The sequence below is a fragment of the Pseudoclavibacter terrae genome (assembly GCF_008831075.1).
GTDB classification, from domain to species: domain Bacteria; phylum Actinomycetota; class Actinomycetes; order Actinomycetales; family Microbacteriaceae; genus Pseudoclavibacter; species Pseudoclavibacter terrae.
This window is the reverse complement of the sequence record NZ_WBJX01000001.1, coordinates 441,359-455,582: the sequence shown is the minus strand read 5'-3', so window position 1 is coordinate 455,582 and position 14,224 is coordinate 441,359. Positions and strand designations below refer to the sequence as shown.

The window sequence follows — 14,224 nt, the reverse complement described above, 5'->3', positions numbered from 1 at the left end:
GTCCCTAGCTCGCGTATTCGGCGTTCGTCGACCCGGTGAAGCGGCGGTTCCAAGACCGGGCATTTGCGATCCAGTCGAAGCGAGAGTGAAGTTCCCCCGTTCCGCACCGGAATCGGGAAGATCACACCATCAGCAGATTGACCAACCTGCCTGAGCAGGACACCCAGACGTGAATCACCCCGCGCATCCACGGGCGATTTGCGTTCACCGCGCAGGGACTCTAGAACCCGCTGCAGAGGATGAGCGTCGAGGACACGCTGGCCGCCGGCTTTGCGCCGGTGCCCCTGTATCCGTTCGGGAGGGACACGACGGCGTTCAGCGTGAAGGCGACGCTGATGGACAGCGTGGTTCGCAGAGCGAGGGTCGCGCCTGCGGGCAACGGGGCGGTGAGGACCGCTTGCCGCGCGGTGCCACTGAGCGTTGTGATCGAAGCCGTGCCGCCGGCGGCGCCGAAGGTGCCGATGTTCCCGATTCCGCTTCCGATGATCGTGATCGTCGTGTCTACTGGCAGCGGGGCGGTCGGGGATGCGGTCAGGGTGAATCCAGGACCGAGAACGCCGAGGACTCCGCACGTTCCGAGGTTCACGTACGCCCCCACGTCAATGTCGGCAGTCGTCGATGCGGAAGCGAGCGGCGCTGCAACGGCAGCTGCGATCGCAGGCACCGCCCAGGCGGTGTTCCGAATCACGGCGCGGCGATCGGTCGACGTCTCGAGGGCTCCTTGACGGGAGGCGGAAGACTTGTGCACGGCAGGCCTTTGCTCAGGGGGGGAATTGGAGCAGGACAGGTGGTGCATACGTCGTGGAAACTCGACGCACAGGTGTTCCTACAGTAGGTGGCCCGGCACGCAGCAACAAGGCTCGAGACACATCTGCCCCACGCATACGCGGGTCATCTGCGTTGGCGAGGTGCCTTCAACTCAACGTCGGAGGGGGTATCCGCTGATGCGGATACCCCCTCAAGACTCAATGCACTGGTCAGGTTGTGGACCAGGTAACCTCAACGCGGCCAACGTGACCCGTAGGGCCAACGGGAGGCAGGTTGCTCGTGCCGGTGGTGGTCACCACGACGCCAGGACCGCTCGTGTAGTTCGAACCGCCACCGCCACCGCCAGGTGCGTCGACGATGTTCCCGTCCGTACGTCGGATACTTGCGCCGGACGATCCACCCGCGTATCCGCCGCCGCCTGCTCCGGTTGAACCACCGCCGGCTGCAACACCATTCGCGCCATTTCCACCGCCGTTGGCACCGGTGAGGTGGTTACCTCCGGCGACCCCTGCCGTGCGCACGATTGTCGCGCCGGTCGGGTTGGTCGCGGGGAAGTTCGCTGTCGCCAGCGGGGCGACACCACCCGTCGCGCCAGACGCAGCAAGTCCTGGCGCGCCGACGTACACCTGACCACCGGTGGTGACCGTCGTCTGCCGTGTCATTCCGTTCACCGCACCTGCACTCGAGCCTGTCGAGGGCATCTGAGTGAACGGCGCGTAGCGGTCGATCGTCGTCGTGGTGCCCTGCGTCGAGTTGACCACCGAGCGCCCACCTCCGCCACCCGCGACAACCGCAAGGGTGTTGTCGATGGAGATAGAGGATCCGCCACCGCCACCGTAGGTCGGTCCGCTACCGCCGTTGCCGTACCCGAGTCCGCCCACTCCTGCCGCACCCGCGCCGGCACCGACAATGATGTTGATGTTGCGACTCGTGGCGCTCGCGGGAAGTGTGATCGTTCCCGAGAGCAGAGCGCCCTGGTGCGCGGGCGCGGCCGACGCGGCCGTGGCTCCGCCTCCACCCCCGATGACGGTGAAGGTGATCCGGCGAACCTGCCCGGTCACGCGAATTGCGACAGCGCCGGCCGTCGTGACGTTTCGTGTCCCGCCAGAGCTCGAAGCAACAGCGAATGGGGTTGCTGCTGCAACGGCGATCACAGGCGCTGCCCAGGCGGCGCTTTTCAGCATGCGGCGACGGTCAAGGTCGTTTGGACGCGCGGGAGACGTATCTGACAAAGGGGATCCATTCGTGGTGAACCGGCAAGCAACCGAGAGGGGCGCCAGGTGGGGGCCAGACATGCGCAGAGACTGCGAGCGGCCAGGTCGGGGAGATTTCAGACTATGTGTCCGGTGGACTGAAACTCAAATATCTCGAATGAACAATTCGCTTCCGATCGAAAACGACTCGGATTCAACTCAAACATCCGGATGAATTTGCTCTTCAATATCCGCCCACCGTTGGACGAGTGCTCGCGCGCCTCGGTCAGAGGCAGACGGAGGCAGCGCGATCCACTCGCATCTGCGAGATGAAGATCGTCTGGTTGTTGTCGGTCGTCGGCGCGAGGCTCGTTCCGCTGGCCTGGAAGGAGTATCCGTAATTGCGGTAGCGGATCTGGAAGCTCGTGATGGTGGCCGAGATGGTCACGTCCAGGTTGCCGCCCGCGGTCGCCTCGGCGATGTTGCCGTTGACGCTGCGTCGGTACGGGTTAGCGAGAGTGCCGGTGCCCACCATGTTTGTCGAGCCCAGCCCGGGAACGGCCGCGAAACCGGTGCCGGCTGCAGGCGCGGGGCTGAGGCCGAGGATCGTCACCGCATCCCAGAAATCGCGGGTCCCGTTCTCTTCCCAGGAGCGGTCGATGTCGGTCACGGAGAACCGCACGTTGCTGACCGGCTCTGGGAACGTGAATGTGACGGTCTGGTAGTCACCCGCGGTCACAGCCGAGCGGCCAATTGGAGCCGCTGCGGTGCCGATACGCTGCGCGACCGTGTAGCCAGGAGCATTGGTGCCGCCGACGTTGCCGACACCGCTGACCTGCGTGCGTGTTCCGTTGCGGGCCGCGACGGCTCCGGTCGAGGTGAGGACGTCTGCGGAGCGTGCGTTTCCGGTGTACGCGTGGCTTACAGCGACGTTCATCGTGCTTCGCGTGGGACGCTGGTTGACGAGCTGGAACGGGAAGGTGCGGCTGAAGCCGACCTGCGTGTTGTCACCCGGCTCGGGCTGCGCCACGACACCGGTGTTCGCCCAGCTGAGCAGGACATTCGTCGGCGTGCAGAGCGAGGCAGCGAGTGCTGGGGTCGCGGTCGCGGCTGCGAGGACGGGCACCGTCCATGCGGCGGCGGTCAGTACGGTGCGGCGGCTCGAGGTGGTGGCGGTCTCGGGAGAAAGATCGTCGTTCATGGGTCCATTCCGGGTGCTGCTCGCGCGCGCAAACGACCCGAACGCGACGTGGCGCCCGGATCGACCGCAACGTCGCGAGAGACGGCATCAGGGTGGACGCCATCTGGGGGGTGCGATCAGACTAGTGCGACCCGGGACGCTTTCGGTAGTTAAGTGAAGTAAATAGTCAGTGAACCCGCTCAGGACGCATCAGCAGCTTCTCCCCACGCTCGATGCCTGCCTCTTCAGCACTGCTGGTAGAAGTAGCCCTCGGCGCCGACCCCGACGAGGTCGCGATCGCGGATGATCGTGAGCGGCGCCCGGTCCGGATCGCCGCAGACCGCATCCGTCGAGATCACGGCCGCGGCGCCCGCCGCCGGCAGGTTGTCGAGATACTCGATCTGCAGCACCTGCTCGCCGTACGCCGCCGAGTAGGTGCCGCACTCCGCGTACGCGCTGCACTCTTCGGTGACGGCGAAATCGAAGCCGAGTTCGTCTCGTCCACGATCGGCGAGCTCGGCGCTGTTCTTCTGGCCGATCGCGAGCCCGGATGCGTGTGCGACGTCGACGTAGGCACGCGCGAGCTCCAGCGCACCGGTTTCGTCGATGGCGCCGAAGCGGGTGAACGTGTCGAGGTTGTCGACCTCGACGGCGTCGAAGCCCGCCTCCGCGCATCCGGTGATGACGGGTTCGATCTCGGCGAGGATGCCGTCGCGCTGACGGCTCGTGGAGGGGTCGAGGATGTACTCGTCGGGCCAGTCCGGATCGATGACCGGCTCACCGCTGGCGTCACGCAGCAGCAGCCCGCCGCGCTCCCCCAGCCACGCCTCCGCCTCCCCTGGCTGCGTCTGGAAGCCGTTCACGTAGCATATGCTGTACGCCCCGGGTTCGGGGGCCGCCGTCGAATCGCGGGCGACGACGTCGATGCCGCCGTCGATCGCGTACGGCTCCCCCAGCTGGTAGTCGAAGGTGCCCGACGTGGGTGGCAGAGCGACGCCAGCGTTCACCTCCGAGCCGGACTCGCCGCTCGTCAGCCCATCGGACGCGCAGCCCGCGAGCGCCACGGATGCCAGGGACGCCACGCCTGCGACGAGGGCGACGGCACGCGCGCGGGAGATTCGCATGGCACCATCATGCGGCACCGTGAGGCGAGCATCCTGCGGTTCAGCAGCGCCTCACAGCCCGACGTCGGACCACAGGCCCGGGTTGCGTCGCCCCACCTTGATGGCGTCGTCGCGGGAGGAGACGCCGAGCTTCTTGAAGAGCGTTCGCAGCTGCGACTTGACGGTGTTGGGTGACACGTGCTCGATGGCGGCGATGTCGTTGAGCTTCCTGGACTGGAGCAGGTGGCGGAGCACGACGCGTTCGCGCTCCGTGAGCCTGATGTCCGACACCGCCGCCTGCGCGGTCGTGTGGAGCTCACCGCCCAATGCCCGCCTCGCCTCGCGCACCTCGGGCCGCACGCCGCTGCTCGCGCACAGGGCCTCGTAGTCCTCGTCGCTGAAGCGCATCAGCACCCCGTTGAAGCCTTGTTCGGCGACCATCGTCGTGAGGGTGCTGAACAGTTCCGCGGCCCTGGCCTTGGCTCCGGCGCTGAGGTGGATGATCGCGGCTGCGGCCAGCAGCTCCATGCCGACCCGCAGGCTGCGCTCGTCGGTCGGTACGGACTCCATGACGGCGACCGCCTGCACGTGCTCACCGGCCCGCACAAGCCTCCAGATGCGCGCGATCAGCGCGGCCTGCCGGTGAAGCTCGCCGTCGCCGGCGTCGAGCGCCGCGAGCGCCTCCGTGGCTCCGCGCACGTCGCGCAACGCGACGCGGATGCCGACGTCCGAGAAGCTGAGCGCCCACCCGTTCAGCCCGTCCTCGGCGAGATGGGCGGGGCGGGCTCGCACCGCGGCGCGATTGCGTAGCGACTGCGCTAGCGGGTCCCCGCTCAGCACCTCCAGGCGCGATGCGACACCGAGGCGCAGCGCCCACTGCTCGGGGGCGACCTCGTCGCCGGGGTCCTTCGCCAGCCAGGCCCGCGCCTCCTCCACGTTCAACTCATCGATCGCGATGTTCGCCGCAGCCAGCGCACCCATGACGGTGACCGCGTCGCCAGGGCCGCCGTCGAACTCGCCCGGCCCCTCGAATCCGCCGTTCAGCGCGGTCGGCTGGCGCCGCAGCCACGAACGCGCCAGCACGAGGTCGCCCGTGAGGCTGTGGATGAGCGCGATCGACCCGGCCGCCGCGGTGGCCATCCGGTCGCTGTCGAACGCGACGGCGTCAGCGTAGGCGGCCTCGAACTCGGTCAGCGCGGCGCGGATGTCGCCCGCGAAGAGGAGGCTCGTCGCCCACTGGATGCGCAACCCGGGAAGGAGGGGACGCAAGGTCTTCATCTCGGCCGGCGACGCCTGCTTGACCGCCTCGATCGCGGTCTCGGCGATCGTCGCGGCGCTCTGGAAATGCCCCTGCCCCCGTTCGTGCGCCGTCTGGCCCGTGAACTGCGCCAGGTCGTCGATGAGCTCGCCCGCGTCGTTCGGCTGAGCCGCCTCGAAATCGAAACGTGCCGGGCGCACGCGCCCGTCGTCCGGAGCGAAGTTCAGGTACTGCCGTGCTGCAGCCCAGCGTGACTTCGCCTCCAGCACGGCATCTGGTAGCGCGTTCACCACCTCCCGCATCGCGGCGCGTGAAGTGCGCAGCAGCGACGACCAGTGCTGCTCGAGGAGCTGCGTCACCGATTCCCAGTCGCCACGGGCCTGCGCCTCGACGATCCGCTCGATGGGCGCCGGAGCCGGAACTAGCTCGCGAGACCGCGGCCGATCGTGGGCACGCTGGCCAGCGCCGTCCATCGGCAGGAACACGGGTGCGGTATCGGTCAACGGTCACTCATCTCGTGGAAGCTCATGCGCTCTTCCTATGAAATCTCTCGGCAGCGGGGTCTGGGCGCCGGCTGGCTCGCTGCGCTGCACTGGAAGCGCCAGGCGTCGGAGAGCCGAGGGCGAGAGTACCCCGGCACCCCGGGGTGATTCCTGAGCAGGTCGACGATCAAGCTACATGCATTTGCATTAGTTGTAGATGCAAGCATATGCTTATGAATGTCGTTCATTTTCTTTGCTGCCAGCTGATCCCGCGCAACGGTCTCTCGATCGCAGGCAGACGCACTCCATGAGCGACACCTACGTCCATGCAGAGGAGCCCCATGTCATCCACCACCCCAACCCCGGAACTCCACCGCCGCGCGCTGCTCACCGCGGCCGCGTGGTCCGCACCGGTCATCGCGGTCGCTGTCGCGGCACCGCTCGCCGCGGCTTCCCAGGAGCTCGAGAAGGGCCTCCAGGGGTGGGTCGCGATGACCACGACCCAGACCACGCAGTGGACGCAGGGATTCGCGCCGCGTCCGATCACCACCAACCACCTCACGATCGACGGCAGCGGCACACCCCCCGAGCGCGGCCTGTGGGTGACGGGAACGAGCACGCGCACGAAGCTCGCCAACGCGAGCATCACGTTCTACAGCGACGCGAACGTCACCTGGACCCCAATGAGGGGCAACTCCGGGGCGTGGTCAACACCCACCCGCACGGGCACGACTCGCATCGACGGCGTCACCTGCTCCGTCTACGTCACGACCTACCAGCGCCCGATCACCGCGACCTCGACGCAGACGAACCTCGACAACCAGCTCATGTTCCGCGCAGTCGAGAACACGGGCAGGGCACGAGTCTGGGCGCGCCGCTCCATAACCGTCGACGGACAAGAGGTCGCGTTCACGCGCGGCCCGATCACCGTCGGCTGACGCAGCGCACCTGAACGCGTGCGTGGTGAAGAACGGGGTGAATTCGCTCTGATGCAGCCCGGAAACCGGCTGATCACAGCAGCGAGCCCCCTACCGTGCGAAGCGGATGCCCCTGGCCCAGCGGTCCGACCCACGACGGCCTGCGGCCCACACCTCCAGAAGCAAGCGCTCGCCCTCGCGAGCGATGACCCACCTTTGCAGGCGATGAAAGGCACTGAGATGGACCACGATTCCGAGCACGGAGCCGCTGCGATCACGGAGCAGAGCTCGAGCCTGCAGGTTCCGGAGCAGGCCATCCGCGCCATGCACGTGCAGCTCGACGCCGTGCTGGCGCAGCACGCCACCTCGGATCCCGTCACCAACGAGCGGGCCTTCCAGCTCGCCCTCGAGCCGTTCGGAGCCCCGGCCACAGAACTCGACGAGAGCATCGAGGACAGCCACATCCTCGGCGCCGCCCTGCTGAACCAGAGCTGGCTCGCGGGTCAGCTCGCGCAAGCCACTGGCACCGACCTCGAGACGGTCATCAGCAACCTGCGCGACTACATCAACCGCATCGAGCGATAGCGCAGCAGGCGGGACCGCCGCGGTTATTCGGTCCTCCCACCGTCCCGCGCCTCGGTCTCCGCGTGCTGCAGGCGGATCTGTCGCCCTTCGGCGACATCCTGCTCCTCTTTGTCTGCGGCCTTGTCGCTGCGCTTCGTGTCACGCGGCGGCAGCTGCAGCTCGCGTTCGGCCGCGATGCCCGCCTGCAGCTGGCGGCCGCGCTCGAGTTCGGCATCGAACTCGGCGCCGAACAGCAGCGCGTTGTTGGCGATCCAGATCCAGAGCAGGAAGATGATGACGCCCGCGAGCGACCCGTACGTCTTGTCGTAGTTGGAGAAGTTCGCGACGTAGAACCCGAACCCGACCGTGGCGATCGCCAGCACGACGATGGCGAGGAACGCGCCCATGCTCATCCAGCGGAACTTCGGCTGTTTCGCGTTTGGCGTCGCGTAGTACAGCACGGCGACGACCAGCACGATCACGAACGCCAGCACGGGCCACTTCGCGATCGACCAGATCGTCGTGACGGTCTCCCCCAGTCCGAGCGCGCCGCCGATGGCCTCGGTGACCGGGCCGGAGACGACGAGGATCACGCCCGCGATCGCGATGAGCACGATCGCGATGAGCGTCACGAGCAGCTGCTGCGGCTTCAGCTTCCAGAACGGCCGCCCCTCCTCGATCTCGTAGATGCGGTTCATGCCGCGACTGAACGCCCCCACGTAGCCGGACGCCGACCAGATCGCGACGAGGAGACCGGACACGAGCGCGAACCCGGCCGCCGGTGACGACGCGAACTGCTCGATGGGGCCACGGATCACGTCGGACGCGCCACCTGGAGCCGCCTCGTCGACGATGCCGAGGATCGCATCCGCCGCCGCCTGGCCCTGACCGATGACCCCGAGCAGCGAGAACACGGCGATGAGCGCCGGAAACAGTGCCAGCACGAAGTAGTAGGTGAGCGACGCCGCGATGTCGGTGCACTGGTCGGACGAGAACTCGCGGATCGTCTTCGTGAAGACGTACTTCCACGACCGCTTCTTGATGTCGGTCGGCGAGTCCGGCTTCCGCGCGTCATCCGGGTCGGGCGCGCCCTGCTTCTCGTTGGTGGATGCTGCGGACGGGTTCGACGTGGCCATCTCCGTGTACCTCTGCTCTGCTGAGAATGCTGGTGGAGTGACAGACGGGCCACGCATCGATCGGGGGTGGATGCGCGGCCCGCTGCCAGTTCGGCGCCGAGGAGGTCCTCGGCTGGTTGTGGGGGTCAGCGCATCAGGAGCCAGCGCCCTGCACGTTGTCGCGGGCCTCCTGCGCGGAGTCCCTGACGTTCTCGGCGGACGACGTGGCGTCGGACTTCACGCTGTCCGCGGCGGACTGCGCGTCGCCCTTCACCGTTTCGGTCGCAGACTGCGCGTCGGTCTTGACGTGCTCCGCCGCATCCATCGTGGTCTCGCGGACACTGCCGACCGCATCCGCCGCCGGCTCCTTCAGCTCCTGGGCGAGGTCCTGAGCCGCGCCCTTCACCTCGTCGACGAGCGGCTCGGCAGCATCCTTCACCTTGCCGGTCGCCTGCTTCTCGGGTTCGCTCGCCGGCACGAGCGACGCGACCAGCGCGCCGAGACCGAACGCGATGAGGCCGACCGCCAAGGGGTTGCCTTTCGCCGTGCGCACCGCCTGACGTTTCACGTCGGCGACGCCGTCACCGGTGGCGGAGGTGGCGTCGCGAACCGACTCGGCCGCGTCGTCCCGGGCCCCCATGATGGAGTCCCGCACCGAGCCGAGCTTGTCCTTCACCTTCTCCGTCTGTCGGTCGACGATGCTGGACGGCGTGACCTTGTCGGCTAGCGCGTCCACGTCGGAGCCGAGGGTGCTGCGGGTGCGCTCGATGTCGGCGCGGATCTGGTCTGGGTCAGTGCTCATCGGTGATCTCCGTTCGGGTTGAGCGTGTCTGGGATCTCTTTGATGGTGGCGACCGTCTGCGGGGCGCCTTCGACGTCCTTGAGCTTGCTGCGGCCCACGGCGAAGAGGATCGCCGCGACGATGGCGTAGACGACGGCCACGACGACCGCCGACCAGGCGTTGCCGATCAGGTAGCCGAGGCCCCACCAGGCGGCGATCGACAGGAACAGCAGCGCCATGATGCCGGCGTAGCCCGCGCCGCCGAGGAGGCCCGCGCCCTTGCCGGTCTTCTTCGCCGTCTCGGTGAGCTCGGCCTTCGCGAGCGCCACCTCCTGGCGCATGAGCGTCGAGATGTCAGTGCTGACGCGTCCGAGCATGTCGCCGAGCGACACATCTGATGGGTTCTGCGGCGGATGCTGCGGCGGGGGTGCCGGGTACTCGCTGGTCATGGCGGGCCCCCTCAGAGTCCGGTTCCGCGGTTCGGGAAGCCGTCACTCTCGCGACGCGGCTCACCCAGCGGGTCGTCGAGCGGGTCGCCGACCGGGTTCTCGAGCGGACGCGCGTCGGCGAAGGGCCTCGGCGCTGGCGGGGCGACGGGGACATCATTCGCGATGCCCTCGTCGGAGGTGCCCGCGCCGTAGGACGTGGTGCCCTGCCGGGCGAAACCGCCCGAGGACTCGGACTGGCCGCCGCCGCCGCTGCCGCCAGCGCCAGCGCTCGAGGCTGCTGGCGAATCGGCTGCGCCCGTTCCGCCGGACCGCGAACCGGACGTTCCCGAGAGCGACCGGCCGAGCTCATCCGCCTTCTCGTCCTTCGCGACCTCCGCGATGGAACGGGTGAGGCGACCAGCCACGAGACCCGTGACGGCGGCGATCGCGATGAAGGCGAGCGGCTTGCGACGAGCGAACGAGCGGACATCGTCGAGCACACCGCTCGGGTTGCGGTCGCCGAGCCAGGCGCCGACCGCCCCGGTGGTGTCCGCGGCGCGACGCACGAGCTCCGTGGCGAGGCCGTCGCCCTCCGAGTTGCTGACCATGTTGCGGAACTCGCCGCTCAGCGACTTGAGCCCGGTCGCTGCCCGCTCCTGCTGCTGCGTGGCCTGCGAGTTCAGCTGGTGCATCGACTCGGAGTAGAGGGATGCGAGCTGGTTCTTCGCCTCGCCGGCCACGTTGCGGGCCTCCTCCTTCGCGGTGCCAGCTACGTTGCGTGCCTCATCCTTGGCAGTGCCTGCCACGTTGCGAGCTTCTTCCTTGGCGTTGGCAGTGACGTTCTTCGCTTCGTCGGTCGCGGTGTCCTTGAGCTGCGACGCCTGTTCCTTCGCGGCGCCGGTGCGAGAGTCACCGCCGTCGGAGGCCCGACCGGTGCCGGCGGGTGAGAACGTCACATCTTCCGTGACGCCCGGCTCGAAGACCGTGCCGTCCTCGTGCACCTGCGGGGAGCCGTCGGGCGGGAGGGCACCCCCGTGACGGGGCGTGTCCGGAACGGAGAATGGGGTGTTGTTGGACATGGTGTTCCTTTCAGAGCTTCGTCGTGCGGACTGGAACGGAAGTCGCTACTTCTTGCTGAAGGTGTCCTTGACCACCCCGGCGACCTTCTCCATCGTGTTGGGCAGAGGCGTGGTGCCGTAGAAGCGCTCGTCTGGCACCGTCGGGGGCGGCATGGGGACGCTGGTCGTCGGCCCCTCGTGGTACGTGAACTCGCCCTTCCCATCCGGGGTCGGGCCGCTCGCCCACGAGCCCTCGCTGGCCGCGGCGCCGTCCGAGAAGTTCAGGTACTGGTAGGCCACGTCGCGCTCTTCCTTGTTCAGCGGGAAGTTGCTCGGCACGGGCAGATCCTCCTTGCCTTCGGCGCGCAGCTCGTTCGCCGCTGCGATCCACTGGTTCTGATGCATCGTGTCCCGTGCGAGCAGGAACGAGAGCATGTCCCGCACGCCGGGGTCGTCGGTCATGTTGTAGAGACGCGCGACCTGCACTCGGCCCTGCATCTCCGCATTCGCGTTGGCCGTGAAGTCGGCGAGCATGTTGCCGCTCGCCGTGATGTAGGAGCCCTGCCACGGGTTGCCGTTGCTGTCGACGGGGCGTGCACCGGCACCTGCGACGATGGCCTGCTGGATGTCGGTGCCGCCGACGACCGCACCGAGGACCGGGTCTGCCTTGATGGCCGCCTCGGACTGCTCGATGGGCGCCTTCTCGAGCAGCTGCGCGATCATGATCGCGATCATCTCGACGTGGCCGAACTCCTCGGCGCCGATGCCGTAGAGCAGGTCGCGGTACTTGCCCGGCTCGTGGGCGTTCCAGGACTGGAAGCCGTACTGCATCGCGACGGTGATCTCGCCGTACTGGCCGCCGAGGATCTCCTGCATCCGCTTCGCCAGCACTGCATCAGGCTTCGACGGACTCGACTTGAACTGCAATTCCTGCTTGTGAAAGAACATGACTTCCTCGCGCTCGGTGTGACGTTGGGGGTCGCTCGCTCGACGATCGGGGGACGAGCGGCAGGTCCAACGCTGGCGCGATGCGTGCCGCCCAAACACGGGCTTGAACCTCCAGCTTCCTGCTGTTACCCCTCCAGCGAGATCAGAGAAAGCCCTGATCACCAGCACTGGGCAGGGATTCGGAGCGGAGCCTGAGAACGCAGTGTGAGTGAACGTCCGGGGTACCCCAAGTGCGCACTGGATAGGGTCGGGAGTTTTCGAAGCAGCTAGCCGCGAACGGGCCCCGGCCGCGAGCGCAGGTGCGGATGCCGGCACGACGAAGGGCCGGTCGTCAGCCTGAGCTGCCGACCGGCCCTTCGTCGCCTGAAGTGGGTTGCGGCTACTCCGAGCGCGACCCGTCGGCGCTGGCGCCGCCTGCACCGACGCTGCCCTCGTTCGAGGTCAGGGGCTGGTCCGTGCCGAGGGCTTCGTCGATCGCTCCGTCAGCGGTCGCGCCGCCTGCGCCGACGCTTCCTTCCTCGGGGCCGTCGAGATCATGCGAGCCGTGAACATCTGCGTTCGACATCGTGGTCCTTTCCGTGCGGCAGCCGCCGCGGTGCTGTGGAGGTCGTGAGCGCCCGGCCAGGAGCCGAACGCACCCACATTCCCCCGCGCATCCTGCGATCGCCTGGGTGCCACCCGGACGCAAGCTGATCCGCGGGCGCGCACCTGCGTGCTCGACTGCCCCGCCACCTGCCCGCTGTCCCGCGACAGACGTGGGCGTTGGACGGGTGAATGTGCCCAGCGCGGTGCGCAACTGCCAGGTCTGCGAATGGGTGTGCAGCAGACCTGGGGGTTGTGCATCCCTCCGCGCGAGCTGCGGTGCGCAAGGCCCAGGTCTGCGGGCAGGCAGGTGTGCGGGCGGGGTGTGGTTCAGCGGTAGCGGCGCGGGACCCTCCAGGGCTCGCCGAAGACCGCGTTCCAGCTCTCGGGCTCGAAGGGGCTGTCGCCACCGGCCGGGTAGTTCGTCAGCTCTCCGAAGATGACCCGATCCGGCAGGTGGTACAGGTCGACGCGCACGAAGTCGGTCTCCGCGCCAAGTCTCGCCGCGATCTGCAGCATCTCGTCGAGTCGGGCGGGCCGAGGAGGAGTCGGCGACCGCCAGGGCAGACCGCCGGACATGTCGAGGTGCGTCCAATCGGGTCGGAAGAAATCCTGCGTCCGCTCGCCGAACCGCCCGCCGTCGACCTGCACGAAGTGCACCACCCCGTGGAAGACGAAGAACTTGAAGTCCTCGGGCACCGCGCCGTCCTCGCCGACGAGATACTCCTCGACCAGCACGCGGCGCGGCATCCGCCCGTACACCCACTCCTTGTTGGGGCCTTGGCCGTACAGCTTCGACACCCACCCCTCGCCGATCGCGGCGAGGTGCTCCCGGTTCGCGTGCTCCGGACGCACGTGCGCGTACACCCACCCCCATCTGGCTTCCGGCAGCCGCGCCTCCGCCGGCGCTGCGGGCGAGACGACGACCACGGCGCCGGAGCCGTGCGTCGGCTTGACGACGTACGACTCAGGCAGCTCGAGGGCCTCCAGCTCGCGAGGGTCGTCGAGCACCCCGTAGGCCTTCGGGAGGTACCGCGCGCCGACGGCCGCCTCCACGTAGCCCCGCACGGCGGCCTTGTCGGCGAAGGTCACGATGAGCTGCCGCCGATCGCGCAGCATTTTGTAGCGCACCTTGTCCGTGAACGTCACCGGATTCGCGGTGCGTGCGAGACGCCACACGCGCACGAGGCGACTGTGCTCCCGCCATCGACGGAACCGGCGTCGCCAGGGGGTGATCGGTGCGCGCATCCGCCTAGTGTGCCGCGCATCTCGCGGTCAACCGCGTCACGCCCTGCCGTGCGACCGGATTACCCCGGGGGCTTGCGCAAATTTCTTGGATCAGCTAGCAACGACGCCGCTGGCGACAAAATGCCTGGTCATGGTGGTGCGTTCGCCGATGTAGCTGTCAGCCCCGGTCGAAAACCCGTCAATCTCCAAGCTCCTCCCAGACCGCCCCGTCACGCTTTCTGGGAACGGCAGAGGAGCTCCCCCATGATTCCCATCTCCGCATTGACCGGATACGAACTCACGCAGACCACGGCAGGCACCGTCGCCCTCGAACGCGAAGGGGTGCCGCTCGGATTCATCGTCGACGTCGAGGGCGTGCACGTCGTCCTCCGCGGCGCACGCGTGGACACCGGCATCGAGATCAGCCAGCACGTGCAGCTCGAGCGGGCGATCGAATCGCTCGTCGCGGCCTGCTGCGAAGGGGAGGCGCAACTGGCCACCCGTCGCGCCTCGACCGGCGAGAAGCCGTCGACCAGTCGCGTGAGCCCCGTCGTCGCCCGTCGCACGCGCGCGAAGATCTCCGGGCCCACGCGCTGACCGCGCGGCCCAGCAGTGCCCAC

General features: G+C 68.0%; 15 protein-coding genes. 3 read left to right on the top strand and 12 right to left on the bottom strand.

From position 1 onward, the window contains the following. Window positions 1-220: 220 nt before the first annotated feature. The 5 genes from F8O03_RS02150 to F8O03_RS02130 all read right to left on the bottom strand — a co-directional run bounded on the left by F8O03_RS02150 (window position 221) and on the right by F8O03_RS02130 (window position 6,005). Complete coding sequence (locus F8O03_RS02150; protein WP_151422183.1) at window positions 221-748, bottom strand: hypothetical protein; 528 nt, start codon at window positions 746-748, stop codon at window positions 221-223. Between the two features lie 229 nt (window positions 749-977). Next, window positions 978-1,829 (bottom strand): hypothetical protein, encoded by an 852-nt coding sequence (locus F8O03_RS02145; protein WP_151422182.1) that lies wholly within the window; start codon window positions 1,827-1,829, stop codon window positions 978-980. Window positions 1,830-2,247: 418 nt separating this feature from the next. Further along, on the bottom strand, window positions 2,248-3,162 hold the full coding sequence (locus F8O03_RS02140; RefSeq protein WP_151422181.1) for a hypothetical protein: 915 nt from the start codon (window positions 3,160-3,162) through the stop codon (window positions 2,248-2,250). 224 nt (window positions 3,163-3,386) lie between these two features. Beyond that, entirely contained in the window at window positions 3,387-4,265 is an 879-nt protein-coding gene (locus tag F8O03_RS02135) for an endo alpha-1,4 polygalactosaminidase (protein WP_151422180.1), read from the bottom strand. A 51-nt stretch (window positions 4,266-4,316) separates the two neighbouring features. Next, window positions 4,317-6,005 (bottom strand): helix-turn-helix transcriptional regulator, encoded by a 1,689-nt coding sequence (locus tag F8O03_RS02130; RefSeq protein WP_151422179.1) that lies wholly within the window; start codon window positions 6,003-6,005, stop codon window positions 4,317-4,319. A gap of 320 nt (window positions 6,006-6,325) precedes the next feature. Here F8O03_RS02130 and F8O03_RS02125 point away from each other — a divergent pair, with 320 nt between their 5' ends. Beyond that, the gene (locus F8O03_RS02125; protein WP_151422178.1) at window positions 6,326-6,922 is read left to right on the top strand and encodes a hypothetical protein; all 597 of its coding nucleotides are present in this window, start codon (window positions 6,326-6,328) and stop codon (window positions 6,920-6,922) included. A gap of 219 nt (window positions 6,923-7,141) precedes the next feature. After that, window positions 7,142-7,486, top strand: coding sequence for a hypothetical protein (locus F8O03_RS02120; RefSeq protein WP_151422177.1), 345 nt, complete (start codon window positions 7,142-7,144; stop codon window positions 7,484-7,486). A 23-nt stretch (window positions 7,487-7,509) separates the two neighbouring features. On the opposite strand, the gene F8O03_RS02115 is transcribed toward F8O03_RS02120, so the two are convergent. The 7 genes from F8O03_RS02115 to F8O03_RS02085 all read right to left on the bottom strand — a co-directional run bounded on the left by F8O03_RS02115 (window position 7,510) and on the right by F8O03_RS02085 (window position 13,625). Further along, a complete protein-coding gene (locus F8O03_RS02115; protein WP_151422176.1) occupies window positions 7,510-8,601 on the bottom strand; it encodes a YihY/virulence factor BrkB family protein in 1,092 nt (363 codons plus the stop codon). Between the two features lie 133 nt (window positions 8,602-8,734). Next, window positions 8,735-9,382: a DUF3618 domain-containing protein gene (locus F8O03_RS02110; protein WP_151422175.1), complete on the bottom strand. Its 648-nt coding sequence runs from the start codon at window positions 9,380-9,382 to the stop codon at window positions 8,735-8,737. Beyond that, the gene (locus F8O03_RS02105) at window positions 9,379-9,810 is read right to left on the bottom strand and encodes a phage holin family protein (protein WP_151422174.1); all 432 of its coding nucleotides are present in this window, start codon (window positions 9,808-9,810) and stop codon (window positions 9,379-9,381) included. The genes F8O03_RS02110 and F8O03_RS02105 overlap by 4 nt, the downstream gene beginning before the upstream one ends. An 11-nt stretch (window positions 9,811-9,821) precedes the next feature. Then, window positions 9,822-10,868 carry a hypothetical protein gene (locus F8O03_RS02100; RefSeq protein WP_151422173.1) on the bottom strand — a complete coding sequence of 349 codons (1,047 nt, stop codon included), beginning with the start codon at window positions 10,866-10,868 and terminating at the stop codon, window positions 9,822-9,824. A 45-nt stretch (window positions 10,869-10,913) separates the two neighbouring features. Further along, entirely contained in the window at window positions 10,914-11,795 is an 882-nt protein-coding gene (locus F8O03_RS02095; RefSeq protein ID WP_151422172.1) for a manganese catalase, read from the bottom strand. Window positions 11,796-12,174: 379 nt separating this feature from the next. Continuing rightward, the gene (locus F8O03_RS02090) at window positions 12,175-12,360 is read right to left on the bottom strand and encodes a hypothetical protein (protein WP_104251799.1); all 186 of its coding nucleotides are present in this window, start codon (window positions 12,358-12,360) and stop codon (window positions 12,175-12,177) included. Window positions 12,361-12,707: 347 nt separating this feature from the next. Continuing rightward, window positions 12,708-13,625, bottom strand: a complete 918-nt coding sequence (locus F8O03_RS02085; RefSeq protein ID WP_151422171.1) for an ATP-grasp fold amidoligase family protein — start codon at window positions 13,623-13,625, stop codon at window positions 12,708-12,710. A 243-nt stretch (window positions 13,626-13,868) separates the two neighbouring features. Here F8O03_RS02085 and F8O03_RS02080 point away from each other — a divergent pair, with 243 nt between their 5' ends. Further along, window positions 13,869-14,201 (top strand): hypothetical protein, encoded by a 333-nt coding sequence (locus tag F8O03_RS02080; RefSeq protein WP_151422170.1) that lies wholly within the window; start codon window positions 13,869-13,871, stop codon window positions 14,199-14,201. Window positions 14,202-14,224 lie beyond the last annotated feature (23 nt).